Annotated in this window: 19 protein-coding genes and 1 pseudogene; 14 read left to right on the top strand and 6 right to left on the bottom strand. The window is 55.9% G+C overall.

The features are described 5' to 3' along the window. Positions 1-10: 10 nt before the first annotated feature. The 6 genes and pseudogenes from FO268_RS00815 (at position 11) to FO268_RS00790 (ending at position 7,614) form a co-directional block, all read left to right on the top strand. On the top strand, positions 11-1,951 hold the full coding sequence (locus FO268_RS00815; RefSeq protein WP_150991528.1) for a polysaccharide biosynthesis protein: 1,941 nt from the start codon (positions 11-13) through the stop codon (positions 1,949-1,951). A gap of 35 nt (positions 1,952-1,986) precedes the next feature. Continuing rightward, positions 1,987-2,607, top strand: a complete 621-nt coding sequence (cysC, locus tag FO268_RS00810; protein WP_150988205.1) for an adenylyl-sulfate kinase — start codon at positions 1,987-1,989, stop codon at positions 2,605-2,607. Between the two features lie 6 nt (positions 2,608-2,613). Continuing rightward, on the top strand, positions 2,614-4,383 hold the full coding sequence (locus tag FO268_RS00805; protein ID WP_150988202.1) for an SLC13 family permease: 1,770 nt from the start codon (positions 2,614-2,616) through the stop codon (positions 4,381-4,383). 34 nt (positions 4,384-4,417) lie between these two features. After that, a pseudogene (locus FO268_RS00800) lies at positions 4,418-5,791 on the top strand (MBL fold metallo-hydrolase RNA specificity domain-containing protein). A 34-nt stretch (positions 5,792-5,825) separates the two neighbouring features. Continuing rightward, positions 5,826-7,088: a Vi polysaccharide biosynthesis UDP-N-acetylglucosamine C-6 dehydrogenase TviB gene (gene tviB / locus FO268_RS00795; protein WP_150988199.1), complete on the top strand. Its 1,263-nt coding sequence runs from the start codon at positions 5,826-5,828 to the stop codon at positions 7,086-7,088. Positions 7,089-7,245: 157 nt separating this feature from the next. Then, positions 7,246-7,614, top strand: coding sequence for a histone-like nucleoid-structuring protein, MvaT/MvaU family (locus tag FO268_RS00790; protein ID WP_150988196.1), 369 nt, complete (start codon positions 7,246-7,248; stop codon positions 7,612-7,614). Positions 7,615-7,654: 40 nt separating this feature from the next. On the opposite strand, the gene FO268_RS00785 is transcribed toward FO268_RS00790, so the two are convergent. Continuing rightward, a complete protein-coding gene (locus FO268_RS00785) occupies positions 7,655-8,620 on the bottom strand; it encodes a sensor domain-containing diguanylate cyclase (protein WP_150988193.1) in 966 nt (321 codons plus the stop codon). A gap of 2 nt (positions 8,621-8,622) precedes the next feature. Then, the gene (locus tag FO268_RS00780) at positions 8,623-9,648 is read right to left on the bottom strand and encodes a response regulator (RefSeq protein WP_150988190.1); all 1,026 of its coding nucleotides are present in this window, start codon (positions 9,646-9,648) and stop codon (positions 8,623-8,625) included. 199 nt (positions 9,649-9,847) lie between these two features. Here FO268_RS00780 and FO268_RS00775 point away from each other — a divergent pair, with 199 nt between their 5' ends. Further along, positions 9,848-10,714, top strand: a complete 867-nt coding sequence (locus FO268_RS00775; RefSeq protein ID WP_225316472.1) for a hypothetical protein — start codon at positions 9,848-9,850, stop codon at positions 10,712-10,714. Between the two features lie 48 nt (positions 10,715-10,762). Then, positions 10,763-12,208: an exodeoxyribonuclease I gene (sbcB, locus tag FO268_RS00770; protein ID WP_150988187.1), complete on the top strand. Its 1,446-nt coding sequence runs from the start codon at positions 10,763-10,765 to the stop codon at positions 12,206-12,208. Positions 12,209-12,274: 66 nt separating this feature from the next. On the opposite strand, the gene FO268_RS00765 is transcribed toward sbcB, so the two are convergent. Further along, positions 12,275-14,272 carry a tetratricopeptide repeat protein gene (locus FO268_RS00765; RefSeq protein WP_150988184.1) on the bottom strand — a complete coding sequence of 666 codons (1,998 nt, stop codon included), beginning with the start codon at positions 14,270-14,272 and terminating at the stop codon, positions 12,275-12,277. Positions 14,273-14,580: 308 nt separating this feature from the next. Continuing rightward, the gene (locus FO268_RS23260; RefSeq protein ID WP_150988181.1) at positions 14,581-16,104 is read right to left on the bottom strand and encodes a flagellin; all 1,524 of its coding nucleotides are present in this window, start codon (positions 16,102-16,104) and stop codon (positions 14,581-14,583) included. 383 nt (positions 16,105-16,487) lie between these two features. On the opposite strand from FO268_RS23260, the gene FO268_RS00755 reads away from it, so the two are divergent. The 6 genes from FO268_RS00755 to FO268_RS00730 all read left to right on the top strand — a co-directional run bounded on the left by FO268_RS00755 (position 16,488) and on the right by FO268_RS00730 (position 23,168). After that, on the top strand, positions 16,488-17,921 hold the full coding sequence (locus FO268_RS00755; RefSeq protein WP_150988177.1) for a flagellin N-terminal helical domain-containing protein: 1,434 nt from the start codon (positions 16,488-16,490) through the stop codon (positions 17,919-17,921). A 73-nt stretch (positions 17,922-17,994) separates the two neighbouring features. Then, positions 17,995-18,435: a flagellar protein FlaG gene (locus FO268_RS00750; protein ID WP_150988174.1), complete on the top strand. Its 441-nt coding sequence runs from the start codon at positions 17,995-17,997 to the stop codon at positions 18,433-18,435. Between the two features lie 212 nt (positions 18,436-18,647). Continuing rightward, a complete protein-coding gene (fliD, locus tag FO268_RS00745; protein ID WP_150988171.1) occupies positions 18,648-20,639 on the top strand; it encodes a flagellar filament capping protein FliD in 1,992 nt (663 codons plus the stop codon). 36 nt (positions 20,640-20,675) lie between these two features. Next, positions 20,676-21,077: a flagellar export chaperone FliS gene (gene fliS / locus FO268_RS00740; RefSeq protein ID WP_150988166.1), complete on the top strand. Its 402-nt coding sequence runs from the start codon at positions 20,676-20,678 to the stop codon at positions 21,075-21,077. Positions 21,078-21,086: 9 nt separating this feature from the next. After that, a complete protein-coding gene (locus tag FO268_RS00735) occupies positions 21,087-21,881 on the top strand; it encodes a substrate-binding periplasmic protein (RefSeq protein ID WP_225316529.1) in 795 nt (264 codons plus the stop codon). A 75-nt stretch (positions 21,882-21,956) separates the two neighbouring features. Then, positions 21,957-23,168, top strand: coding sequence for an argininosuccinate synthase (locus FO268_RS00730; RefSeq protein ID WP_150988158.1), 1,212 nt, complete (start codon positions 21,957-21,959; stop codon positions 23,166-23,168). A gap of 226 nt (positions 23,169-23,394) precedes the next feature. Here FO268_RS00730 and FO268_RS00725 read toward each other — a convergent pair whose 3' ends face one another. Together FO268_RS00725 and FO268_RS00720 are read right to left on the bottom strand one after the other, a co-directional pair. Beyond that, positions 23,395-24,417, bottom strand: a complete 1,023-nt coding sequence (locus tag FO268_RS00725) for an AraC family transcriptional regulator (RefSeq protein ID WP_150988155.1) — start codon at positions 24,415-24,417, stop codon at positions 23,395-23,397. Between the two features lie 471 nt (positions 24,418-24,888). Next, positions 24,889-25,860 (bottom strand): response regulator, encoded by a 972-nt coding sequence (locus FO268_RS00720; RefSeq protein ID WP_150988152.1) that lies wholly within the window; start codon positions 25,858-25,860, stop codon positions 24,889-24,891. Between the last annotated feature and the right edge of the window lie 134 nt (positions 25,861-25,994).

The raw sequence follows: 25,994 nt of genomic DNA, 5'->3' as shown, positions 1-25,994 counted from the left end.
CGATAGCCCTATAATCAGGGCGTTCCTGAATCTTCCCCGGTTCCATAAGCGAGTTGTTTCCGTACTTTCGGATGCATTCTTCCTATTCTTCGCGATCTGGGCTGCCTTTGCCCTGCGCCTGGAGCAGCAATTCTGGATGCCTACCCAAGGGCAACTGACGGTTGCCGCTGTTACGGTGGTATTTACCATTGGGGTGTTTATACGTCTGGGCCTCTACCGGGCGGTTATACGCTACCTGGGCGATCGGGCATTGCTTACGATTATTTATGGGGTAATTGCCTCTAGCGTATCGCTGATCATCCTAGGCTATTTGTTACAGGTATTTGTGCCCCGCTCGGTTCCTATTATCTATGGTGCGTTGGCCTTTTTGTTTGTGAGCGGCACCCGTTTGGGTGTACGAATGATTGTGAATCACCCGAGGCAGATGGCTAAAGAAGCGGTGGCCATCGTGGGTGCAGGTGAAACGGGTATGCAATTGGCCTCCGCCCTCACACAGGGCACGGAATACCGGCCAGTGGTTTTTGTGACACTGCATCGCGCCAACCACAAATCTATGATCAATGGCCTACCTGTGGTCAGCATCAATCACATCGCCAAGCATATGCCAAAGTACCGTGTACAGCGGGTTCTGCTGGCGCTGGATGAGAATTCCCACGTTGACCGCAAGAAATTGTTGAAGCAATTAGAGCCCTTGTCTATCCCGGTTCAGACCGTTCCCTCCATGTCAGAATTGGTGGCTGGCCAGGCAAGGATTAACGATATCCGGGATCTGGAAATCGAAGATCTATTGGGGCGTGACCCGGTGCGGCCGGATTCTGCCGTTGTGGCCAAAAGCCTGTATCAGAAATCGGTCATGGTGACCGGCGCGGGCGGCTCGATTGGTTCTGAGCTTTGCCGCCAGATTGTTCGTCATCGCCCGCGCAAATTGGTGCTTTTCGAGCAATCTGAGTTCTCCCTTTACGCCATTGAGCGCGAGCTGACATCCATTAATCAGATCGAAGGGCTAGAGGTGGAACTGCATCCGCTGCTGGGTAATGTCAGCCATCGTCGTCGCTGTGAAACCGTGATGCGGGCTTTTGGCATTCAGACCGTATACCACGCGGCCGCCTACAAACATGTCCCTCTTGTAGAACACAATGTTATCGAAGGCGTGCAGAATAACGTTTTCGGTACCTGGCACACGGCCGAAGCCGCTATTGCAGCCGGTGTTGAGCGGTTTGTTCTGATTTCTACCGACAAGGCCGTTCGCCCCACGAATGTGATGGGGGCCAGCAAGCGGCTGGCGGAACTGGTGCTGCAAGCGTTGGCCCAGAGGCAGCAGCAGACGATTTTTTCAATGGTGCGCTTTGGCAATGTATTGGGTTCCTCCGGTTCCGTGGTTCCCCTGTTCCGGGACCAGATTCGTGATGGTGGCCCGGTTACCGTTACCCATCCTGATATAATCCGGTACTTCATGACTATCCCCGAAGCCAGCCAGCTGGTGCTGCAGGCCGGCAGTATTGGCGTGGGTGGTGAGGTGTTTGTGCTGGACATGGGCGAGCCGGTGAAGATTGCGGATCTGGCCCGGAAAATGATTCACCTGATGGGCTTGGAAGAGAAAACCGAGGATGATCCGGGTGGTGATATTGAGGTGGTCTTCACTGGCCTGCGCCCGGGCGAGAAGCTTTATGAAGAGCTGCTGATTGGTGACGACCCTCAGGGTACATCACACCCCCGGATTATGATGGCGCGGGAAGTTTCATTGCCGTGGGAGAGGGTTGAAGAGTTCCTCAGCCAGCTCCAGCGCGCCAGCCAGGCTTTCGACTGCGCAGCGATTATCGAGGTTCTGAAAGCCGCAAAAACGGGCTATGCGCCTAATGGTGAGCTTGAAGACCTGGTTTGGTGTAATGGGCAGTCCGATGCAGTGGCTGCAGATCTCCAGGACGAAAAGGTGCATCGATTGTCGGTGTAGGGAATACAAAGTTTTATAAGCAAGGTAGCTGACTAATGACTGATAATGTTGTCTGGCATCACCAGAAAGTCACCCGCGCGGACCGCGCTTCCATCAAGAATCAAAGCCCATGCCTGCTGTGGTTTACCGGCCTGAGCGGTTCGGGCAAGTCCACAATCGCCAATGCCCTGGATGTGGCCCTGTTCGAGCGGGGATACCATACCTTTCTGCTGGACGGTGATAACGTACGCCACGGCCTGAACAAGGATCTCGGCTTTTCCGATAAGGACCGGGTTGAGAACATCCGCCGCATTGGCGAGGTAAGCAAGCTGTTTACCGATGCGGGTGTGATTGTTTTAAGTGCCTTTATTTCTCCGTTCACCAGTGACAGGCGCCTGGTGCGCAACTTGTTTCCGGCGGGGGAGTTCATTGAGGTGTTCATGGACACGCCACTTGAGACCTGTGAAGAGCGGGATCCCAAGGGACTCTATGAAAAAGCCCGGGCAGGCAAGATCAAGGATTTTACCGGGATTGATTCTCCCTACGAGGCGCCGGAACGGCCGGAGGTGCGCCTGGATACCGCGCAGATGTCGGTTGAAGACTGCGTGGAACGGTTAATTGGCTACCTGCTGGAACGGCAACTGATCTTTACCCCGCCGCAAGCCTCCGGAGTTTAAGTAGCTATGGCATGGGAAGCCATTGTTACCCTGCTTACCCTGTTTACGGTTCTAGCAGCGCTGGTGATTACGCGGGTATCCGCTGATCTGGTGCTGATGGCCGCCCTGGCGTTTCTGCTGATTACCGGCATCCTGGGGCCGGTTGAGGCATTGGCCGGTTTCGGTAATCCGGGGGTGATCACCATTGCTACCTTGTATGTGGTGGCGGCAGGCCTGAAGGAAACCGGTGCCGTGCAGTGGATTGCCCGTTTGCTGCTGGGCCACCCCAAAACCGAGAAAGGTGCGCAACTGCGGATGCTGGCGCCTACCGGTATTCTCAGCGGTTTTATGAACAATACGGCCGTGGTGGCCATGTTTATCCCCGCCATTCAGGACTGGGCTCAGCGCCTGGGCATTCCTTCCTCCCGCCTTCTGTTACCCCTGAGTTACGCCGCCATTCTGGGGGGTACCTGTACGCTGATCGGTACCAGTACCAACCTGGTGGTGGACGGTATGCTGCAGGCGCGCCTGGGGATTAACCTGGGATTGTTTGAGTTGGCCTGGGTGGGGGTGCCGCTGTTGCTGGTGGGTGGTGTCTATCTGGTGTTGGTGGCTTCTCGGGTTTTGCCGGACCGGGGCGGCATGAAGGAAGAGCTGGAGCAGGTTCGGCAGTACGGGGTTGAGGTGGAAGTGGAGGCTGCCGGCCCTTTGGTTGGCAAAACCGTGGCCCAGGCCGGTTTACGGGCGCTCAATTACGGGTACCTGACGGAAATCGACCGGGGGGGACGCTTGATTACGGCGGTGGAGCCGGACCGGATGTTGCAGTCCGGCGACAAGCTGTATTTTATAGGTGCGCCGGAGTGCGCCAGCGAACTGCGCCGGATTCAGGGCCTGAAGCCCGCCGAGGCGAGCATCCAGAAGCTGGACCTGGCCAACCATCAGCGCTGCCTGGTGGAAGTGGTGCTGGGCCAGGAATTCCCGGCCCTAGGGAAGACGGTGCGGGAAAGCCGCTTCCGTACGCGTTTTAATGCCGCAATTCTGTCGGTGTCTCGTGAGGGTAACCGTGTGCCCGGCAAGCTAGGGGATATCTCCTTCAAAATGGGCGACACCCTGTTGTTGGAGGCCAGTCACGAATTTGTGGAGCAGTACCGCTTCCGACGGGACTTTCTGCTGGTCAGCGGGCTGAACGATTCCACGCCGCCGGATTTCCATAAGGCGCCTCGTGCGCTGGGTATCCTGTTGTTGATGGTACTTGCCAGTGCCTCCGGCCTGTTGCAGATCATCGAGGCGGCATTTCTGGCGGCGGGCGCCATGATTGTGACCGGGTGCATCACGGCCAGCCGTGCCCGACGCAGTGTGGATTTGCCAGTGCTGGTGGTGATTGCTGCCTCGTTCGCCCTGGGTACCGCCATGACGAATACGGGTGGGGCTGTGTGGGTGGCGAATGGGCTGCTTGGGTTGTTTGGGCCGCTGACGCCCTGGCTAGCGTTGGCGCTGGTGTACGTTCTCACGGCTGCATTTACCGAAATCATCACCAATAATGCGGCGGCGGTGCTGATGTTTCCCATCGCACTGGCGGTATCCGAGCAGTTGGGTGTTAACTTCCTGCCTTTCGCGGTAGCGGTGATGTTTGCAGCCTCGGCCTCGTTCATCACCCCACTGGGCTACCAGACCAACCTGATGGTCTACGGCCCGGGGCGCTACCAGTTTATGGACTATGTACGCCTGGGTTTCCCGCTGAGCCTGTTGGTAGGATCAACAGCAATCGGTCTGATCCCCTTCGTCTGGTCGTTCTGAGCGTAGTTCGGATTTACCCGCAAGGAAGTTTCTGATGATAGACATAAAACACCACGGAGCGGTGACAGGCGTAACCGGTTCCTGCCATGAACTGGTTGTTGGCGGTTCTGGCATTCTTATCGATTGCGGCCTTTTCCAGGGTGAGGAAGAAGGCAACGGGGCTAGTGCCTCGGATCTTTCCATTGATTTTCCCATCAGCCACATTCGCGCGCTGGTGGTCACTCACGTTCACATCGACCATATCGGTCGCATTCCCTATCTTCTTGCGGCCGGGTTTGAAGGGCCGATTATCTGTTCGGAGCCGTCGGCCATCATGCTGCCGGAGATTCTTGAGGATGCCCTGAAGATTGGCTTTACGCGGGACAGAGCATTGATTGAGCGGGTGCTGGGACTGATACGCTCACGCCTTGTGCCGGTGCCTTATGGGCAATGGCACTCAATATTTGACGGGAAGGGTGAATCGCTTTCCGTGCGGTTGCAGAGAGCGGGCCACATTCTCGGTTCGGCCTATGTGGAGTGTGAGGCCCAGAGCAATGGGGAGTTCGAGCGGATTGTGTTCAGTGGGGACCTGGGGGCGCCCCATGCGCCGTTGTTACCTGAGCCCCAGCCACCGGAGCGAGCGGACCGGGTGGTGATTGAAAGCACCTATGGTGACAAAGACCACGAGAACCGGGAAGACCGGCGTTACCGCCTGAAGGCAGTTCTGGAGCATGCCCTTGAGGATGGCGGGACGGTTCTGATACCAGCGTTCAGTATTGGGCGTACGCAGGAATTGTTGTATGAGATTGAGAGTTTGATTCATGAGTTTGGGTAGTGGGATGACCTCGAGATCGTTGTCGACTCTCCCCTGGCCGCGACTTTCACTCGAATTTACCGTGACCTCAAACCCTTCTGGGACGCCGAAGCCACAGACCTGCTCAACCAGGGCCGTCACCCGCTGTCTTTCGAACAACTTACCGTTATCGACTCTCACGAAGACCACCTTAACGCCGTTGAATATCTGGCAAAATCACAGCGGCCCTGCGTGGTTTTGGCGGGTTCCGGCATGTGTGCCGGCGGCCGGGTGGTGAATTATCTGAAGGCCATGCTGGCGGACAGGCGCAATGATGTGTTGTTTGTAGGCTACCAGGCCAAAGGGACGCCAGGGCGGGACATCCTTACCTACGGCCCTCGAGGTGGTTGGGTTGAGCTGGACGGCAAGCGCTATGAAATCCGTGCCCGGGTGCATCAGGTAGGTGGTTACTCGGCCCACGCAGGGCAATCGGACCTGGTGCGGTTTGTTCGTGGTATTGAGCCGCCGCCTTCGGAAATCCGGATTGTGCATGGTGACGCGGGCGCCAAAGAGTTACTGAAACGTCAATTTCATTCCGTCGGCCTAAAGGGGATAATGATTCCCGGTTTGGCCTGAACCCGTTATTTGTCATTAAAGGATTATTGGGATTATGAAGAAAATCGCCGTAGTCGGCCTTGGATATGTCGGCCTGCCCCTGGCAGCAGCGTTCGGGGAAAAGCGCGAGATCGTTGGATTTGATATCAATGCAAAGCGGATCGCGGAATTAAAAGACGGTGTGGATTTCACTCGCGAGGTTTCCAGCGAAGAGTTGGCCGCTTCAAAGGGGCTTTCGTTTTCAGACTCCCTGGAGGGTATTCGCAATTGCCAAATTTATATTGTGACGGTTCCCACGCCGATTGATGAATTCAAAACTCCGGATCTGACACCGCTGGTTAAGGCCAGTGAGAGCGTTGGGAAAGTGCTCAAGCGCGGTGATATTGTTATTTATGAATCCACGGTTTACCCGGGCGCCACGGAAGAGGTGTGTGTACCTATTCTCGAAAAGGTATCTGGCCTGGTGTTTAATCAGGACTTCTACGCCGGTTACAGCCCGGAGAGGATTAATCCCGGTGATAAAGAGCACCGTGTTACTACGATTAAAAAGGTGACATCAGGCTCCACACCGGAAATTGCGACAGAAGTGGACGAACTGTATGCCGGCATTATTACCGCCGGTACTCACAAAGCCAGTTCCATCAAAGTGGCTGAAGCGGCGAAGGTGATTGAGAATACCCAACGTGATTTGAATATTGCGTTGATGAACGAATTATCGATGATTTTCTCGAAACTAAAAATTGATACCCATGAAGTGATCGCCGCTGCGTCAACCAAGTGGAATTTCCTGCCATTCAAACCCGGCCTGGTGGGCGGGCATTGTATTGGTGTGGACCCCTACTATCTGACCCATAAAGCCCAGGCCGTTGGTTATCATCCGGATATCATCCTGGCGGGGCGACGTGTAAACGATAACATGGGGCCCTATGCCGCATCGGAGTTGGTAAAAGCGATGATCAAGGCGGGACATACCATTGCCCGTGCCCGTGTGCTGATTATGGGCTTTACCTTTAAAGAAAATTGTCCCGATTTGCGTAATACCCGCGTTATTGATGTGGTTAAAGAGTTGGCTGAATTCGGTTGTCAGGTAGATGTAACGGACTGCTGGGCAAACAATGAAGAAGCTGAGCACGAATACGGGATTTCATTACATGAGAATCCCGAAAAAGGCCAATATGATGCGGTATTGCTGGCAGTTCCACATCGGGAATACGCAGAGCGTTCATCCGGCGAATTGCGCGATTATCTGAAAGAAAATGGCGTGTTGTTTGACCTGAAGGGTGTGCTGCCTTTGGGTGAGGCTGATTTGCGATTGTAATCCTTTCGCTTATTTAATAGAACCAGCCATCGGGCTGGTTTTTTTATGGGTAACTGATTAGTAAATGATTTATTTTGCCATGTATAGGATTATCACTTATTATCTATTCTGTGTTTGTTGATTTCAATTGAAGCTTATTAGATAAGGGTTTGTGTTCATGGCAAAGATTAATGATTATTACCAGAAAAAGCAGCTTATGGAAAAGCTCTCCGAAGAACTGGCGAAGCTGGAGCAGGACCAAGCACTGAAGGGCGAACTTGAGTTTGAAAACAAGGTTCGCGAGCTGATGAAGAAATATGACAAGTCGCCGAAAGACGTTCTCCAGATTCTGGGTGCTATTGATCCATCCATTGCTGGTACAAAAGCGGATACCTCAACCGGTAGCCGCGCCAAGCGCCCGATGAAAACCTACAAGAACCCACACACGGGTGAAGTAGTTCAGACACGTGGTGGTAACCACAAGGTTTTGAATGAGTGGCGGAAGAAGCATGGGAAGGAGACTGTGCAGGGTTGGCAGCAGGACTGATTTTGTAATAGTTTTGTCGGATTACGCGCCGCTAGCGGCGCTAATCCGACCTACTGTAGACCACCACTTGATTTCTTCCTCCCTCCTTCGCCGCATACAACGCCTCGTCTGCCTGCTGTAACCATTGCATGTGATTCTCTGGCCCGTCGGTCAACGGGGCGATGCCGATGCTGACGGTGTACTGAATGGGTGCTGCGGTGGTTTGAACCGTGCTGTTCTGAATGGTTTCGCGGATGCGTTCGCAGATGATGCGGGCGCCTTCCGGGTCTGTCTCCGGGAGGATGATACCGAATTCTTCTCCGCCGTAACGGCCCGGGCTATCGGCCTGGCGCAGGCTGTCTTTCATGACTTTGGCGGTGTATTTGATGACTTCGTCGCCGGCGAGGTGGCCGTAGGTGTCGTTCACCGGTTTGAAGTGATCAATGTCGAACATGACCAGGCAGGTGGGGTGGCCATAGCGGCGATAGCGTTCGAATTCGGCGTCGATGAGGTTTTCCCAGGTGCCGCGGTTGAGCAGGCCGGTGAGGCGGTCGGTCATGCTCAGTTTGGCGAGTTGTTCGTTGGCTTTTTCCAGTGCCCGTTTGCTGGTGGCGATGTCAGTGACGTCGTAGACCATCAGGCAGATTTTCTCGACCTTGCCGTCGGGCCCCGAGAGGGGGCTTATGGTGAGGTTCTGAAACATGAAGTCTTCGGTGCCGGTGATCGGGCGGGTGTTGCGAAAACGGAACAGGTAAGGGCGTTGCTCCCAGGAGGTGAAGGCCCGGGTGTTGAGCATGGCCACGGAATCCACCTTGCGGGTCAGCCAGGCTTTCGGGATGTCCGGGAATACATCAAATAAAACCTGCTCACGGATCCGGCTGGCGGTTATGCCGCTGTGGTGTTCCATGAAACCGTTCCAGGCCTGTACGCGGAACTCCAGGTCCAACACTACCAGGCCGACCTCCACGGATTCCAGCATGTCGACCAGCCAGTGAAAGGTGCTTGCCTCGATTTCGTTCGTTGCCATGATTAATCCACCAGATACTGCAGCCGTTGTTCAAGGAAGGGTACTGAATCTTCGGTCAGCAGTACCAGCATGTCGCAACTGATGTCCCTGTCTTCCAGCTCGTAGCTGATTTCAATGCACAGCAGCTTTTCCTGCCGCGTGCTGTGGTGCTCCAGCAGGTCTCCGATCTGCCGGTGCTGGCCCAGAACCGTGGGATGGCCCAGGCCGAGTTTCAGGTCCAGCTGGTCGCCGATGCCTTTGAGAAAGGCGCCGAACAGGATACTGGACATGTCCATCAACACCTCTACCTGGATGGTGTCGGGGTCCATTTCTTCGTAGTGGAGCAGTTCAGCCATGTCGTTGAAGCTGGCGTCAGAAAACAGCAGCAGAGCCTCGCCGGCGATTCCGGCGCCGGTGAAGCCCTGGCAGACGGCGGAATAACAGCTGTCCTCCTCTGCGGCGGAGATGGCCATGCTCAGTTCTGATCGCGCAATCATTTCCACCCGGGGGATCGGCTGTTTAACGAAGACTCTGAGCAGTCTTGCCAGCAGATCGGACGAGCGGCCCATGGCCACGTTGGAGATTTCCTGCAGGTACTCGTTCAGGCTGATGGTGGCGTCATCGGCAGCGGGTTCGGCTTTCTGCTGGGCCGGCTGTTCAGTAACCGGCGCGAGGTCCTCCGGACGAAGAAAACCATAGTCCTGCAGCAGTTTGACAACCAGGCCGGAATCGGTGGGCTTTTTAATGAAGTCGATAGCGCCCAGCTTGCGCACGCGGGCCCTTGCCTCGGGCTGGATGTCTCCAGAGACCACAATCGTCAGCACCGGTAGATCTTCCTTCAGCACCGTTTCCAGAACCTGGTAGCCGTCCATTTCCGGCATGTTGAGGTCCAGGAACATCAGCTCACCGGCACTTGCGCGGAGCTTTTCCAATGCATCGCGGCCATCAACGGCGAAGGTGACGTCGGCGTTCCAGTTGGCGGGCAGGGTGCGGGCCATCTGTTTGCGTGCGAGGGAAGAGTCGTCGCATATGAGAACGCGGGTGGTCATGGGGGCTCCGATTGTTATTTTCGTCAGTATAGCAGTGGCGCCCCTGAATTCTATGCCCTGTGAACTGACTCACTCTATTGGTCCGGGCGCCTGGGATATAGTGTCTCTGCGGTAACAAGCAGTAACAAAAATAATAACTGTATGCCGCAAGGTCAGGCGTCGGACGGCAAGGCCTACTAACAAACAGAGACACAACACTATGAGACAGGATGCTTATTGGTATGCTGTCCCTCTCACCATCTGCCTGGGTATTTCGCCTGTTGCCCTGGCAGAGCTGGAGCCCATTTCCGATAGGGAAATGAGCCAGGTGCAAGGGCAGGCAATGATGACGGTAGACAATGTGGCCGGAGCTAACCACCAGTTTACCCGTGTGACACTGGGCATTGATTCCGAGAAGCGGCTGAATGCCGACCATGTGATTATGGGCGGAGATGATACCGGTGCAGACCTTGATATCAAGAATTTCGCCCTCGGTCATTATGTGCGTGAGGGGGAACAGGACCGCGTTCAGTTAGACGGCAACACCTACAATGTGGACGAAGTAGTGCCGTTTGAGGGCATCCAACCCTATCTGGAACTGGCCGAACGGGATGGCAAGCTGTCCGGTTTTCGCTTTGGCCTGAACCAGGCGCGGGGCACGCTGTCCGGTGAAATTGCCAGTTTTAGCGGCAATCTTGGCCTGAAGATTGATGATGGCAGTGGCAATACCTTGGATGCGGCTCTGTTTGACGCTGACGGAGTTGCCACCAACCACCGCGCCACCCAGATCGGCCTGGCGGGAGAGGATGGAAACTGCAGCGAATGCGTGCAGCTGACAAACCTGCTTTCCATGGATGTAGGCGTCGACAATGGGGACGGCACCGTTGGTTTCACCAAGGATCTGTTCCTGGCATTCCAGAGTGAGTCTGTGGACTGGCAAGACCTGGACGGCAGCAACGTGATACAGGGTCCGCAAGGGGTCTTCCTTAACTTGCCGACCAGTATGACGCTGAATATGGATACGCTGCGGAATGGCGTTCAGCGGGAGCGAACGCATTATGTGGATCGCGGTACCGGTATGTTTTGATTACACTACCCTGCATTCGCTCATTCAAGCAATGCAGGAGTTCTTTCGGTGATCCGCTCTTTCTACTGGCATGACTACGAAACCTTCGGGGTCGACCCCATCCATGATCGACCCTCCCAGTTTGCCGGCGTGCGCACAGATGCGGACTTGAATATCATTGAAGACCCCCTGGTTATCTACTGCGCGCCGGCGGACGATTATCTGCCATCGCCCGAAGCCTGCCTGATTACGGGCATCACGCCGCAAAAGGCTCTGGAAGACGGCTTTCCCGAGGCAGAGTTCATCGCACAGATCAACGAAGCCTTCAGCCAGCCAGGCACCTGCGCCGTGGGCTACAACAGCCTGCGTTTCGACGACGAAGTCACCCGCCATACCCTTTACCGCAACCTTCGTGACCCCTACGCCCGGGAATGGCAGAACGGCAATTCTCGCTGGGATATCATCGACATGGTACGGTTGACCTACGCCCTCCGGCCCGAAGGCATCAACTGGCCGAAGAAGGAGGACGGCAGCCCCAGCTTCCGGCTGGAAGAACTGACGGCGGCTAACGGTATCGCCCACGAAGCGGCCCACGATGCCATGTCGGATGTGGAAGCCACTATTGCTGTGGCAAAGCTGATCAAGGAAAAGCAGCCCAAGCTGTTTGACTTTGTGCTGCAGAACAAAGACAAACACTCCGCCCGCGCCATGCTTGATACCGCCAGTATGAAGCCGGTGTTCCACATATCCGCCAAGTACCCGGCCTCTCGGGGCTGTTGTGCCATGGTGGCGCCCGTGGCAGAGCACCCCACCAACAAGAACCTGGTGATTGTCTACGACCTGCGGGAAGACCCCAGCGAGCTGATCCATGCCACACCTGAACAGATCCGTGAGCGGGTGTTTACTTCCCAGGCGGACCTGGGGGAGGGGTTAAGCCGGTTTCCGCTCAAAGGCGTGCAACTGAACAAGTGCCCCGTGCTGGCCCCCGCCACCATGCTGAAGTCGCTATCCGAAGAGCAGCTGGCGGCACTGCAGCTGAACGGTGACAAACTGCGTGAGCACCTGGCCATCCTCCGCAAAGCCCCGGATCTACCGGCAAGAATTGCCCAGGCTTTCGACCAAGCCCACGAAGGCGATCTCACTGACCCAGACGAACAGCTCTATGCGGGAGGATTTATCAGCAAGACCGACAGGGAGAAATTGAACTGGTTGCTGCAGCAACCGGTGGAGACACTGGGGGAGCAGGAGATACAGTTTGAAGACAAACGCCTGGACGAGCTGCTGTTTCGCTATCGTGCGCGAAATTACCCCAACTCCCTGATCGGCGAAGAAATGGAACGCTGGGAAACATTCCGCGGCCAGCGCCTGATGAGCCCGAAAAAGGGGTGGCGGTCACTGGAGGCTTATGCCAACGAATTACAGCGGCTTGCGGCCGATCCGGAACTGACGCCAGAGAAGCGGCATGTGCTGGAGGAGTTGCATTTGTATGGGGAGTCTTTGATTCCGTACGTTTAGCGTGGAAGTGGGTTGTCGGATTACAGCCCTTTGGGCCTAATCCGACACCCAGGCCCTATAAGGAGCTCACCGCCGCCGCTGAAAGTAAACACTCAGCCCTTGCCCCATCAAACTCTGCACCTCACTCCCCAGCGCTTCGGCCTGAATCTGCTTCTGTACCGGTTTGGTGGCCAGACTGTGGCCGTCGGTATCCCGCGCTTTTACCAGCTTCCAGTCCACCTCGTTACTAACCAGTGCCATCAATTCCTTTAACTGCGCAGTGTCTTGCTGGCGGAACCAGCGGTCCCGGCAACCACCCAGGCCGTAGAAGTCGGTTTCTGCGACCAGCGCTTGCCACATCGGGTCCTGCCTGTTGGTCAGGACCATTTTACGCAGCTGGCGCAGGGCGGTGCGGGTGGGTTTGAGATTATGCTGGGCGATCAGCCGGCGGATCTGCTGGTCGCCGTCGGTTTGTTCGTTGACGGCGGTATGCATATGCACCACCGCGCCATTGCCAGTACCAGAGCTGACCAGGGCTGCCAGGGATACGTCGGTCATTTCTTTCGAGGGCAGGCGGCCGACTTCGATCCAATGCACTTTGTGATTATCAGCCACAAACCGTTGAGCAATGGACCAGGGCCAGAAGACGATGTTGCTGATACCCATTTCACCGGCCAGTCGGGTCGCTTTGGCTATGTTGGCGAGGGACTCGTCTACCGCGATTACTTCTACATCTTTCAGGTAGTGAGCCAGTTCCATGGCGCGTTGGCCGGACTGGGCGCCGCAGACCATGATGCGCAGGGTGGCTGGCAGTTGTTGGGTGTTCATACCAAGTTCCGTAGCCATCATCGCTTTGAGGCTGGACTCGTTACGGTAGGCGAGCTTTGACCAGCTCGGCCAGGCCTGAGGTACGTCGGTTTTTTCCAGGCAGAGTTCTTCTGCTTTTTCGTCAAAATTCTGTTTGATGGCTTCTTCGGTGGTGCGATTGTAATAGCTCGTCGCCATCACCGGCTGGAGTGCGACAGGCCAGTCCACCAGGTTCCAGCGGCCAAGCTGCACCGCAAACCTCTGGTGGAACATCGCGCCATACATGGCACTGAGAATTAGGGAGCCGATCATCCCGTCCTGTTCCTCGCCCATGGCCAGTTGCGCACAAATGCTTTCATTAATGGCAGAGATCAGGCGTTCTTCATCGTCTTCGGCTGTCAGCGCGTAGCCGGTGCGGTCGGCATAGACCGCAAGGGCCAACGCCAATGGCTGCAATTCGTCCCTCAGTTCAACCGTCTGTGCCACCTCAGCAACAATGGCCCGGCGCAGCAGAGTAACCAGTTCTTCCACTGCCGGGTCCGGCATCAGGGTTTTTTCCAGGGCCAGGATCAGCAACTCGTCTTCACTGGCGGCATCCAGGGCCACCTGGGCGTTCGGGTTTTCCAGGTCATACTGCTGGCGGATGATGGCCGCTACGAAACGACCGATTTCCTGGTGTGGCAGGCCATCATGGCGTAACAGCAGGATGGCGTCCCGGGCCAGCCTGGCATCCGCATTCTGAACATCCAGATTCTCGGCGCAGGTGAGCATGCCGCTGTAGATGGAGGGCCATTCCAGACCCATTTCCAGCAATTTGCGGTAATGCAAGTAGGCCACGTCGAACTGGCCCTGAAGGCGCTTGGCGTGGGCCACCCCGCAGAAAGCGGCGGCGGATTGCCGGTCCATCTCGAGGGCCTGGATGAAGTACTGCTCCGCCAGGGCCGGGCGTTCTGACTTGATGGCCCAGTAGCCCAGGTTAGTAAACTGCTGGGGTTGGGCAGGATCCTGGCTGAGGCTGTCTGTGAACAGGGTGTGTGCTTTCTCCAGCGCCCCTTCGTCCATTTCTACCCGTCCCAGCAAGCCGAGAGCCCCTGCATTGCCGGGTTCTTGCGCCAGCACTTCGTTCAGGTATCCGCGGCACTCGTACCGCGCCTTGACCCGCTGTACCAGTGACACGGGGCTATTGGATTCGCCATAGGCCAGATTCGCCTGTAGCAGAAGCCGTGCGATATGAGCCTTTTGTGCTTCGGTAGCGTGAACGTTGTGCTGTGCTTGCATGGGACACCTCGTAAAACCCCGCCGCGGCAACCGAGCGGCAATGGTCTGCAGTTTTTTGACGTTTTGCAGTGCTTTGAAGGAGATACTGCGAAAGGTGTGCCAGTTTCGGGGCTTTGGGGGCTGGCCCGGCGGTGGGGGTTCCTTTTCTTTGGAAAAAGAACTCGCTTCGCTCAGACACCTTTTTCTGACAGAAAAGGAACCCCCACCCCCGGGCCGATCGGACCATGGCACATACGTTGTGGTCAGACCCCAAAATAAAACAGCCGGGCTTGGGCCCGGCTGTTGTGGTGGTTTGCTGATGTTGGCGATTAGCCTTGCAGCAGCTGTAGCACCTGCTGTGGCCTTGCGTTTGCCTGGGCCAGTACTGAAAGGCCGGCCTGCTGGAGCACCTGGGTGCGGGCCAGTTCGGCGGATTCGGCGGCGAAGTCTGCGTCGCGGATGCGGCTGTTGGACGCAGACAGGTTCTCCGAGGTGGTCGCCAGGTTGGCAATAGTAGACTCGAAGCGGTTTTGTACGGCACCGAGTTCGGCACGGAAGCCGTTAATTTTGTCGAAGGCGTAGTCAACAGCGACCAGGGCCTGCTCGGCGCCCTCGCGTGTATCGATAGCCAGATCATTGACGGCTACTGTGTTGTCGGCAATGGTGGCGGTATAGGTTTCGTCAATGCGTGGTGTGACACCATCGTCTGCCAGCAGGTCAGGGCTGGTCAGTGATATTTCGAAGGGTTCACCAAACTGAGAGGAGAAGATGATTTCGTCATTGTCTGAATTGAGGTTGGCACGGATGCCTGTATCCACGGTTCGGGCATTGACCTGGGAGACAACGTCATTCAATGATGTTGCATCAACGATTGAAAACGCCAGGCCATTGATGTCCACATCGAAAGTGACAGTTTCGCCCGACTCGAAATACTCTTCCAGAGTTATAGGGGTGTCCGCTATGGCTACGTTGACGGTTTCCGCGTAGGTTGCCGGCGCAGTGTCGTCTTCAATGTTGAATACTGCATCAAACGCTTCGTTTCTGGTGTTAGTAAAGACGAGCTCGCCGGCATCGTTCGCGCTCACCGAAACGCCTGTCAGGTTCGTGTCGCCGCCATCAACAGCAGTAGTAATCTCACTTTGAATGGCATCAGCCAGATCTGCGGCTGTGCTGTACGTACCGGCTGGTAAGGTAATCGCTGAACCGTTGATGGTCACGGTGTCATCTGTGCCAGACGTTGTAATCGGAAACGTGAGAGTCGACTGGAGGGCTGTTGAGCTTGTATCGACCGCTTCGTACCCGGCAGTAATATCTGAGATGCCTGAGGTACTCTCTATTACCGAGCCAATCTGGGACCCCCTGGAATCCAGCCCGCTAACGCCGATGGTTTCGCCCGCGTTTGCGCCCACCTGGAAGGTTTGCTCGCCGAAAGTACCATCAAGCACTTTCAGGCCATTAAAGCTGGTCTGGCTGGCAATTCGGTTTATTTCTGCGATTCGCTGTTGCACTTCCTGGTTCAGTGCCTGGCGGTCCGATGTGCTGTTTGTTGCGTTTGCAGATTGTACCGCCAGCTCGCGGATGCGCTGCAGGTTGTTGGTTACTTCATCCAGGGCACCTTCGGCGGTTTGGGCGAGCGAGATGCCGTCGTTGGCATTTCGCTGGGCCATGTTGAGGCCGCTGATCTGTGCTTCAAACCGGGTAGAGATGGCCAGGCCTGCGGCATCGTCTTTGGCAGAGTTAATTCTCAGACCGGATGACAGCCTCTCGAGAGCCTGGTTGGCCTGGCCCTGAGAAGTGTTCAGATTTCTTTGCGCGTTCAGCGAAGCAATATTGGTGTTAATGACCTGAGGCATATCTTTTCTCCCTGCTCAGAGATGCCGGTAACCCGGTGCCCGATGAAACTGGACACCTTGCCGGCGGAAATACGTTAAATTGCCGTTTTGCAGAGGGTTAAGCGAACGCCATGCCAGTTTCTTTTTTAGTCAGATAAGCGTCTGATTCTAATTGGTTTATAGAAAAGTCTGAGGAGAGCGAAGCACGAAGCCGGTGGTTATCTGGCAACCAAAATCGGAAACCAGTTGCCGCTTTTACATTCCTTTACAAATTCCGGCTATATTTTCCTAAAGGATGCGAAAGGGGCGCCGTTAAGCATTGCAACAGGGAGGCGCTCCCAAACTGAAAACGGGCGTCACACCTTTTCCATGAAATAACGACAACATGTCGAAGGAGAAGCAATATGGCTCTCGGTATTAACACCAACGTAGCGTCACTCAACGCCCAGAATCAGTTGGGCAAGTCCCAGAGCATGAACGACCAGGCTCTGCAGCGCCTGTCTTCTGGCCTGCGCATTAACTCTGCCAAAGACGATGCCGCTGGCCTTGCGATTTCTACCCGATTCCAGTCACAGATTTCCGGTCTGAACGTTGCACAGCGTAATGCCAACGACGGTATCTCGCTGGCGCAAACCGCCGAAGGTGCTCTGGACGAGATTACCAACAACCTGCAGCGCATCCGCGAGCTCTCGGTGCAGTCTGCAAACGCCACCAACAGTGCTTCGGACCGCCAGGCACTGAATGACGAAGTCCAGCAGCGTCTCGAAGAAATCGACCGGATATCCAGCCAGACAGCATTTAACGGCCTGAAGGTTCTCGACGGCAGCTTCGGTGAGCAGAACTTCCAAGTTGGCGCAAACGCCGGTGAGACTATTGGTATTGACCTTACCCAAGGAGCTCGCAGAACCCAGATTGGATCCCTGGCTGAAGGTACCGGTACTCTTACTGGCGCTCTTTCTGCTGGCGATCTCTCGATCAAGGTGGGTGACGGTGAGGCTGTTGATATCGGCGCAGCAGGCGATGCGGCCGAGCTGGCTGAAGCCATTAATACAGCGAATGTTGCCGGAATTACGTCTGCAACGGCCTCTAACGAGCAGACACTTGCGTTTGCAGATGTAGTTGCAGGATCTACTGCTGGAGACGGTGGTGATTATACATTAGACATTACTCTTGGCGATGGGACGGCTCAAACTCTCACGCTAGCAGTTGGCGACGGCGAAACCCTGGGTGCTGCTGACGTTGCTGCGGGCATTGAAGCTCTTGGTATCGAGGGCTTGACTGTCAGTGAGTCCGGTGGAGATATAACTCTTTCCTCAGCTAATGGCGAAAAAATCGGCTTGGCCAGTCAGGGTTTTGATGGAACACTCGCCTCGGGAACGCTGGGTACAGATGCAGGTTTTACCACTGCTGAGGTCACAGACTATTTCGGCGACATCACTATCGAAGGCCTTGAAGACATCACCATCGGTGGTAACACGCCGGCCAACGCTGGTTTCACCGACGGCCAAGTGATCGCAGCTGCCGGATCCATTGATACGGTAAGCGTGGCTACGGTTGACGACGCCAACGAGTCGATCAAGCGGGTGGACTCAGCTCTGACAAGCGTAAACAGCCTCCGGGGCGAACTAGGTGCGATTCAGAACCGCTTCGAGTCCACCATTGCCAACCTGAGCACCTCAGTTGAAAACCTGAGCGCCGCCAACAGCCGTATTCTGGACGCCGACTTCGCTGCCGAAACGGCGAAGCTGTCCAAGTCCCAGGTACTGCAGCAGGCTGGTATCTCCGTACTGGCACAGGCCAACGCACGGCCTCAGCAGGTTCTGTCCCTCCTGCAGTAATTGGGGCATAGCGGTGCAAACCGGGGCCTTCGGGTCCCGGTTTAACGCCGTTTGAGGATAGTGAGGTAAAGCTATGAATGACGTTAACCTGAACAGCCCGGATTTGAAGCTGGTTCGTTCCAGTGAGCAGTCTCCGGTAAGGGCAATGTCGTCATCTCAGGCCGAAGGCAGGAGCGCCTCAGCCCAGGTTGCACCTTCATCAACTGGCCGTGCGGATCGTGTACAGTCGCCCACCCAGGCTCAGGAGCCTTCGAAAGCCGAGAGGCTGGAGAAGCGTAACGAAGCTCAGCGGGAGCAACTGGATAACGCGGTGTCGCAACTGAACGATTTCGTTCAGACCGTCCAACGGGATTTGCAGTTCGAAGTGGATAACAATCTGGGGCAGACGATTGTGAGAGTCGTTGATCAGTCTACCCAGGAAGTGATTCGCCAAATTCCGGATGAGGTTGCATTGAGGTTGGCAGAAAAATTGCAGCAGGACGAACCGCTGACGTTATTCAACATCAAGGTGTAGAGGCTTGCCGCTCCTGCCCTGATGTAAATGACGGACTTTCAGCACCGCCGCACCCGAGAGGGGCCGGCGGTGTTCTGCGTTTGGGCAGAAAGGCAGGAAAACGTCTCTGTTACGTGGTGTTACAAAAAGGCGAGTGGAAATGGCAAAGATTTGCCGCTTTTTGCCGATAAACTGAACAGTAGCGAATTGAGCCCCCTTGAGGAGGCATGGTTATGGCAGGTATTTCATCATTAGGCATTGGGTCTGGAGTTCTTACCTCGGATCTGGTGGATCAGCTGGTTGCTGCCGAGCGTAAACCGACAGAAACCCGTCTGACGCAGAAGACGAAGCAGACTGAGGCGCTGTTGTCTGCCTATGGCAAACTCCGCAGTGCGGTGACCGAGCTTCGCTTGCCCATGCGTCAGCTCAGTTCCCCAGATAACCTGAAGGCCTTTTCCGCGTCCTCCTCCAATAGCGATATCGGGGTCTCCGTAGACAGCACCAAGGCCAGCCGGGGTACCTACAGTATTGAAGTAACCAGTCTGGCCTCTGCGCAGGCACTGGCATCTCAGGCGGTGTTTGCAGACCGGGACTCGACCAGTGTTGGCCAGGGAACCCTCACGCTTTCCGTGGGAGACAAACTCACTAACGTTACGATCGATAGTAGCAATGATTCGTTGCAGGGGCTGGCCAATGCCATTAATGAATCCGACGCCGGGGTTTCGGCCGGGGTAATTGATACTGGTAGCGGTTACCAATTAGTGCTTTCCGCTGATGAGACAGGTACCGCGAATTCTGTCAGTATTTCTGTCAGTGGCGATGCAGGTGGCACCAATACGGACAATGAGGGGCTATCCCGTTTTGCGTTCAATGACGGTATGGACGCGGATGCGGGCCTGCAACAAACCATCGCTGCAAGCGATGCGGTTATGAAAATCAACGGTGTAGAAGTCACCCGCTCCACCAATACGTTCGAGAATGTGATCGACGGCCTGACCTTTGATATCACCGCCGAGGGCACCTCCACTGTAAAGGTTGAGCAGGACCTGGGTGCGGTGGCGGATCGGGTACAGGGATTTGTAGACAAATTTAACGCCCTGCAGTCCACCATCGACAGCCTTGCCGGGTTCAACGCCGAGACGGGCACTGGCAGTCTGCTGACCGGCGATTCCACGGTTCGTAGTATTCAGAGTCAGTTACGGGGCATTCTAACCCGTGTTGTTCCGGGTATGGAGAATGCCAGTGTGCGTAGCCTGGCGGATGTGGGTATTACCACCGACTGGGAATCCGGTGGGCTGGAGTTTGACCGCGAGAAGTTTGAGGAGCAGCTCAAGGCTAATCCGGACGATGTTACGGCGTTGTTTGCGGAGCAGGGAAGAGCCTCTGATGGCCAGGTGGAATTTGTGCGCAGCGGCCTGGATACGAAACCCGGGAAATACGACATAAATGTCACTCAGGCGGCCACCCGTGGCCAGCTTTTGGGTGGGGCAGCGTTGGGTGCCAGTTTTGATATCACCGACACCAATGATGAGCTCACTCTGGATGTGAACGGCGATATCACCGTGAACCTGGCTTTGACCCAGGGTGCCTACGCCGATCAGCAAAGTATGCTGGACGAAATCCAGACCCAGTTGGATGCCAACAATGCCCTGAATGCAGCCGGTGTTTCGGTTCAGGCCGGCGTGGATAGTACCGGCAAGCTGACCTTCACCTCTTCCAGTTATGGCAGTGAATCGAGTGTTTCTCTGGCATCGGCCGAAAACGCCACCACTTTCGGGCTGGATACCAATTCCAGTACTGGTGGGCTGGATGTGGCTGGCACGATTGGGGGCCAGACAGCCGAGGGGGATGGGCAGGTCTTATATTTGTCCAGTGGTAACGGTGACGCATCGGGCCTGCAGGTTCGTATCCTGGGGGACCAAACCGGTGATCGTGGTTCCATCACTTTCATTGAAGGGGTAGGTGAACGTACCGCAGATCTGGTCACCAATATGGTGGGTGCCGACGGGGCGTTCGATTCCCGCACAAACAGCCTTAACCGGGAGCTGGAGCAGATCCAGGAAGGTCGTATCAGGCTGGAAGAGCGGGTCACGGCCTACCGGGAACGCCTTGTCAGCCAGTTCAGCGCTGCCGATTCTCTGATCTCCCAGCTCAATAGTACCCGGGACTACGTCACCCAGCAGCTTGCTGCATTGGCGCCACAGAACAATCGCAATAATAGTTGATGATTATTGCTTGAAAAGCGAATAAAGAGGCTACCTATGAACGGCTTACAGGCATACCAAAGGGTCAACACCCAGACCAGCATCACCGATGCAGACCCACACAAGCTCATCCAGCTGCTTTACAACGGCGCCCTGGAACGCATCAATATGGCCAAGGCCCGCATGCAGGCCAGGGATTTCGAAGGTAAGGGCAAGCTAATTTCCAAAGCCATCGAGATCATCGGCGGCCTCCGTGGCTTCCTGGATTTCGAAAAAGGCGGTGACCTGGCCATTCGCCTGGAGTCTCTCTACGACTACATGGAACGGACCCTGTTTGAGGCAAACGCCAAAAACGACATCGCCAAACTTGATGAAGTAGCTGACTTGCTGCGCTCCATCAAGGACGGCTGGGATGGCATCCGCGAAGAGGCTACTTCGCTGCAACAGCAGGCGGTGTGATTGCGCCGGGTGACCCGGTTTCCGGCATTGATTGCCGGAGGGCTTCTGGTTGCGGCTTTAGTCGCCGCCTCTTCTTTGGTGTTCGCGGCAGAGCCGGCAGCAGAGGACGCAGTTACCTTTGCGATTCCCGATGTCTGGCCCTGGGCCTATGAGAATGAGGCCGGAGAGTTGCGGGGGAGTCTTATCGAAGTTGCAAATCGGCTCTCCGAGAAGACCGGTATTCCCGTTATTCCACGATTACGACCGCTCAGGCGTGCGATTTTTGAGCTGCGTACGGGTGATGTTAACTTCAGTATTCTTTTCCAGAACCCCGAACTGGATAATGAGGCAGTCAATGTCTCTCCAATAACTCAGGTGAATTTGCTGCTGGCGGCCATGGCGGATTCTGAGTACCCGCTCACCCTGCGGGCGTTGAAAGGAAAGCGGGTGGCGTATATCCGTGGCACTTATCTCGGTGATGCATTTGAGCAGGATACGGATGTGGTGAAAGTGCCGGTAAATGCGATCAGCCAGGCGCTGGAGTTGCTTTCCATGGGGCGAATTTCTGCGATTCTCGCCAGCGATCACAATATATATCGTACCCTGGCCGCACAAAATGTGAGCCGGGATCGGTTGCGGTATCACGAACATGTGCCTGGCCAGAAAGGCACACTTTACATGTCCCGTGAAGCGCTCCGGCCTGAGGCCGCCCTCAGGTTCAGTGCGGCCATTGCAGAGATGGACGCTGACGGCGAACTCCACCGCATTTTCTATGGTAAGTCCGCCAGCGTTGATGAGGGCGACACCCTCCTTTCCGCCCAATAGCCATTCCCCCCGCTGTCCCGTACAATATGCCGCTTATTTTCGATACATCCATTCTGTTCAGTCTGGAGCAAGGGCATGTCTGATATTAAAAAGGTGGTGCTGGCCTATTCCGGTGGCCTGGATACCTCGGTAATCGTTCGTTGGTTGCAGGATACCTATGAGTGTGAGGTGGTAACCTTTACCGCCGACATCGGCCAGGGCGAGGAAGTGGAGCCGGCGCGCACAAAGGCCAAGGCATTGGGTGTCAAGGAAATCTACATTGAGGACCTGCGCGAGGAGTTCGTGCGCGACTACGTGTTCCCGATGTTCCGCGCCAATACCATCTATGAAGGTGAGTACCTGCTGGGTACCTCTATCGCACGCCCGTTGATCTCCCGTCGCTTGATCGAGATTGCCAATGAAACCGGTGCCGATGCGATTTCACATGGGGCCACCGGCAAGGGGAACGACCAGGTTCGTTTTGAACTGGGGGCCTATGCGCTGAAGCCAGGCGTGAAGGTGATTGCTCCCTGGCGTGAGTGGGATCTGAATTCCCGTGAGAAGCTGCTGGCCTACTGTGCCGAGCGCAACATTCCGGTGGAGATGAAGAAGGGCAAGTCCCCTTACTCCATGGATGCGAACCTGCTGCACATTTCGTACGAAGGCATGAACCTGGAAGACCCCTGGGCGGAAGCCGAGGAAGACATGTGGCGCTGGAGTGTGTCTCCGGAAGCGGCTCCGGACACGCCTTCATACATCGAGGTGACCTACGAGAAGGGCGATATTGTTGCCGTTGATGGCCAGGCCATGAAGCCACACGAAGTGCTGGAGCATCTGAACAAGGTGGCGGGGGCGAACGGCATTGGTCGTCTGGATATCGTTGAGAATCGCTATGTCGGTATGAAGTCCCGTGGCTGCTACGAGACCCCGGGCGGCACCATCATGCTGCGTGCGCACCGTGCCATTGAGTCCATCACCCTGGATCGTGAAGTGGCGCATCTGAAGGACAGCATCATGCCGCGTTATGCGGAGGTGATCTACAACGGTTACTGGTGGTCGCCGGAGCGCGAGGCGCTGCAGGCGCTGATCGACCAGACCCAGACTTATGTGAACGGTACGGTGCGGCTGAAGCTCTACAAGGGCAATGTGGATGTGGTTGGTCGTAAGTCTGACGATTCGCTGTTTGATGAGAAGATTGCGACCTTTGAGGAAGACCAGGGGGCGTATGACCAGAAGGATGCGGAAGGCTTTATCAAGTTGAATGCCCTTCGGTTGCGGATTGCGGCTGGGAAGGGTCGCAAGCTTTAAAGTTTTCATTCCGTGCCTGATGGTTTCGGAGTAGTCGCCAGACAGGTACCGCTTTTCAGGACACGCTACGAGCACATCCATGTGCGCTTGACGTTGGCCATCCTTGGCCAACGACAGTCCTGAAAAGCGGTACCTGTCCGGCGCTCTTAGCTCGGTGTTGCCTAGCCAGCCAAGGCGCTCCACGTTTCTGAAAACCTGCACCGATCCTGCTCGTTCCGGTTTTGCTCTATTCTGCTTTTAACTGACGGAACTCACCTGGGGTCTTTCCTGTTTCTGCTTTGAACTTCCTGTGAAACGATGTTGTTTCGCTGTATCCCAGTCTCAACGCTATCTCCGGTATTCCCAGATCGCTATTGGCCAGGAAGTCTTCGGCCATCGCCTGCCTGACCTCGTCCAGCAACTGCTGATAAGAAACCCCTTCCTGGCTGAGTTTTCGCTGCAACGTGCGGCTGGTCATGCTCAGATGGTCCGCTACCATGTCCTGGCGGGTAATGCCGTGCATCAGTTGTTTGCGGATGCTGTGCTTTACCCGGTGGGTGAGGGCGGTGTCGGTGTCCAGGGTGGCGAGCTGGCTCAGGGCGTGGGCTTCAAGTGTCTTTCGGAGCAGCGGGTCGGGCTGTCGTAAGGGGGTTTCCAGCAAGTCCTTGTGCAGTACGATCGCATCTTCACCGGCGCAGAATCGGACTGGGCAGCGCCAGCGTTCGGTGTAGGCGCTTTCCAGCTCCCGCCCGGGGGAAGGGTGCTCCAGGAGCACTTCTACCGGGGAGGCGGTGGAGTTATCGGCCAGCCAGCGGGCGTAGTTGATCCAGGAGGCGAAAACGTTGTCCACCATGTGGGGCCGGATGACCGGGTCGGTGTAGTTGCAGGCCCAGATCAGTTTGATGTGGTTACCATTGCCCGTAATTTGCGTGGTGCCCATATCGCCCACCAGTTTCTCGAACGGAGCAATACGCGCCACCGCCTCGCCCAGTGTGGCGGAGCTCATGGTGATGTATCCGAGCACACTGTAGGAACCCGGCTGTACGAAATCACCGATTTCCAGGCCAAGTATCGGGTTGCGGCTTTCTTCACACAAAAGCCGTATGAACGACTGGAACTGTTCGCCGTTTATACGCTCATCGTCGGTTTGAAGGATCGACTCATTCAGCCCGGCTTTCATGAATAGTGCAGAGGTATCCATACCCTGGGCATTGGCGGCGCGAACGTATTGTCTGAGGGCAGCAACGCAGGCAGTTCCGAGGGTTTTCATGGTTACGGCAACATCTTGGAATTATTGTTGGGGAAGTATACCGGAATCAAAATGGAAAAAGAGCTAAGGAAGACAAGTTCAGGCTTTGGCAAGTGGTGACGTGGGCTGGAACAGGTTTCGGGAAACGTGGAGCGCCAGGGATGGCGCGACCGAGCCCTACATGGACGTATTCACGGGCGTTTTCCAGAAACCTGTTCCAGTTCATGGCGCCGCGGAACTCCAACAGCAAAAATTAAAATAGCAAATTCGAGACAATAAAAAAGCCAGCTAAAAAGCTGGCTTAAAAACAAGGAAAGAACGAAAGTGCCTGAAAAATTCGTTAATTCAGTGGACCGTTTCCCCATTTAGCGGCGGAGGTACAACTCGGCTCCTCCGCCATGGGGGATACTGCTTGAATCCACAATTTCAGAATAGGGCTTTCGGGTGGGGAAGTCTGTTTGTGATGTGTGTCTTGGTGTTACGGAGTGTGATTCAGGCTTTCTCCCCGATCTCCGGCCTGGTCTCGGTAAACCTCCGCGTTTCATACGCATCCACCAACCCCTGAACCGCCGCCCGCTCCATCTCCTGCACTGAGGGGGTACCATTCTGCGCATCCGCCCGGCAGAGCACCATTCCGGCTTCAACGGAGATATAACCCGCGGTGGTCTTCAATGCCTTGTGGTTAATGCCATCAAACACCCGGCGAAAAGCCGTTGTGGAGCAATGGTCACTGTTGGGAAAGTGGGCAATGATCGCGTACTGGTTGTCGCCCACGCGGCACAGGGAATCCATTGGCCGGATCAAGTGGCTGAGGCGGCGGGCGATGCCTACCGCCAGTTCGCTCATGACCGAAGGCGCATGCTTGCGCTTGAGCTCCTGCCAGTTGCGAATGCCGCAAAGGACGTACGCAGAGGCGCCACCGCGGGATTCAGCCTGGCGCAGGCATTTACTGATCTTGTCGCGGGAATAGCGGTTGTTGCACAGGCCGGTTTCCAGATCGATGATGCTGCTGTTCTCCAATTCCCGGTTGTTCTCGATCAGAAGGGAGTTGGCTTTCAGCAGGGTGTTCTGGCGATCCGCCATACGGTCGGCGGCGAAGATACGGGGAATCAGCTGCTTGGTCATGTCCGACTTGTAGATGAAGTCGTCTACGCCGCGGTCGAAGGCTTCCGACAGGGCTTCCACACTCTCGCGGGCCGTGAGCAGAATGACATAGGTGTAATGGTTGTTCTGCTCGTCCTGCTGGCGTACCTGGTCGGTGAGTTCCAGCCCGTCCATCTCTGGCATCAGCCAGTCAGCAATCAGCACGCTCACCGGGCGCTGGTCGATAAACTCGAGGGCGGCAGGTGCATTGTTAGCGATTCGTACGTCGCGGTATCCTGCATTGCGGAGGGTGCGGCCCACTACCATGCTGCTGAACTTTGCGTCGTCTACCACGAGGATGGGAAGGTCAAGATTTGGCATTGTTATCTACTACTCACCAGTCCATTGTCAGATGCGGTGCCGCCCCGGTCTTGGTATGCTTTGGCACCTTGCAAACCAGAGTGCAACCAGAAGGGCTCCAGTATAGCGTTTTGCGCGTGCCCTGACGCGGATAA

Origin of the sequence: Marinobacter denitrificans (assembly GCF_008795955.1) — a bacterium.
GTDB lineage: Bacteria > Pseudomonadota > Gammaproteobacteria > Pseudomonadales > Oleiphilaceae > Marinobacter > Marinobacter denitrificans.
This window is presented reverse-complemented; position numbering and strand designations above follow the sequence as displayed.

Bases quoted from the DNA above. Each gene is read 5' to 3' on its own strand.
- cysC (WP_150988205.1), top strand. From the start codon at position 1,987: ATGACTGATAATGTTGTCTGGCATCACCAGAAAGTCACCCGCGCGGAC.
- FO268_RS00805 (WP_150988202.1), top strand. From the start codon at position 2,614: ATGGCATGGGAAGCCATTGTTACCCTGCTTACCCTGTTTACGGTTCTA.
- tviB (WP_150988199.1), top strand. From the start codon at position 5,826: ATGAAGAAAATCGCCGTAGTCGGCCTTGGATATGTCGGCCTGCCCCTG.
- FO268_RS00790 (WP_150988196.1), top strand. From the start codon at position 7,246: ATGGCAAAGATTAATGATTATTACCAGAAAAAGCAGCTTATGGAAAAG.
- FO268_RS00785 (WP_150988193.1), bottom strand. From the start codon at position 8,620: ATGGCAACGAACGAAATCGAGGCAAGCACCTTTCACTGGCTGGTCGAC.
- FO268_RS00780 (WP_150988190.1), bottom strand. From the start codon at position 9,648: ATGACCACCCGCGTTCTCATATGCGACGACTCTTCCCTCGCACGCAAA.
- FO268_RS00775 (WP_225316472.1), top strand. From the start codon at position 9,848: ATGAGACAGGATGCTTATTGGTATGCTGTCCCTCTCACCATCTGCCTG.
- FO268_RS00765 (WP_150988184.1), bottom strand. From the start codon at position 14,272: ATGCAAGCACAGCACAACGTTCACGCTACCGAAGCACAAAAGGCTCAT.
- FO268_RS23260 (WP_150988181.1), bottom strand. From the start codon at position 16,104: ATGCCTCAGGTCATTAACACCAATATTGCTTCGCTGAACGCGCAAAGA.
- FO268_RS00755 (WP_150988177.1), top strand. From the start codon at position 16,488: ATGGCTCTCGGTATTAACACCAACGTAGCGTCACTCAACGCCCAGAAT.
- FO268_RS00750 (WP_150988174.1), top strand. From the start codon at position 17,995: ATGAATGACGTTAACCTGAACAGCCCGGATTTGAAGCTGGTTCGTTCC.
- fliD (WP_150988171.1), top strand. From the start codon at position 18,648: ATGGCAGGTATTTCATCATTAGGCATTGGGTCTGGAGTTCTTACCTCG.
- fliS (WP_150988166.1), top strand. From the start codon at position 20,676: ATGAACGGCTTACAGGCATACCAAAGGGTCAACACCCAGACCAGCATC.
- FO268_RS00730 (WP_150988158.1), top strand. From the start codon at position 21,957: ATGTCTGATATTAAAAAGGTGGTGCTGGCCTATTCCGGTGGCCTGGAT.
- FO268_RS00725 (WP_150988155.1), bottom strand. From the start codon at position 24,417: ATGAAAACCCTCGGAACTGCCTGCGTTGCTGCCCTCAGACAATACGTT.
- FO268_RS00720 (WP_150988152.1), bottom strand. From the start codon at position 25,860: ATGCCAAATCTTGACCTTCCCATCCTCGTGGTAGACGACGCAAAGTTC.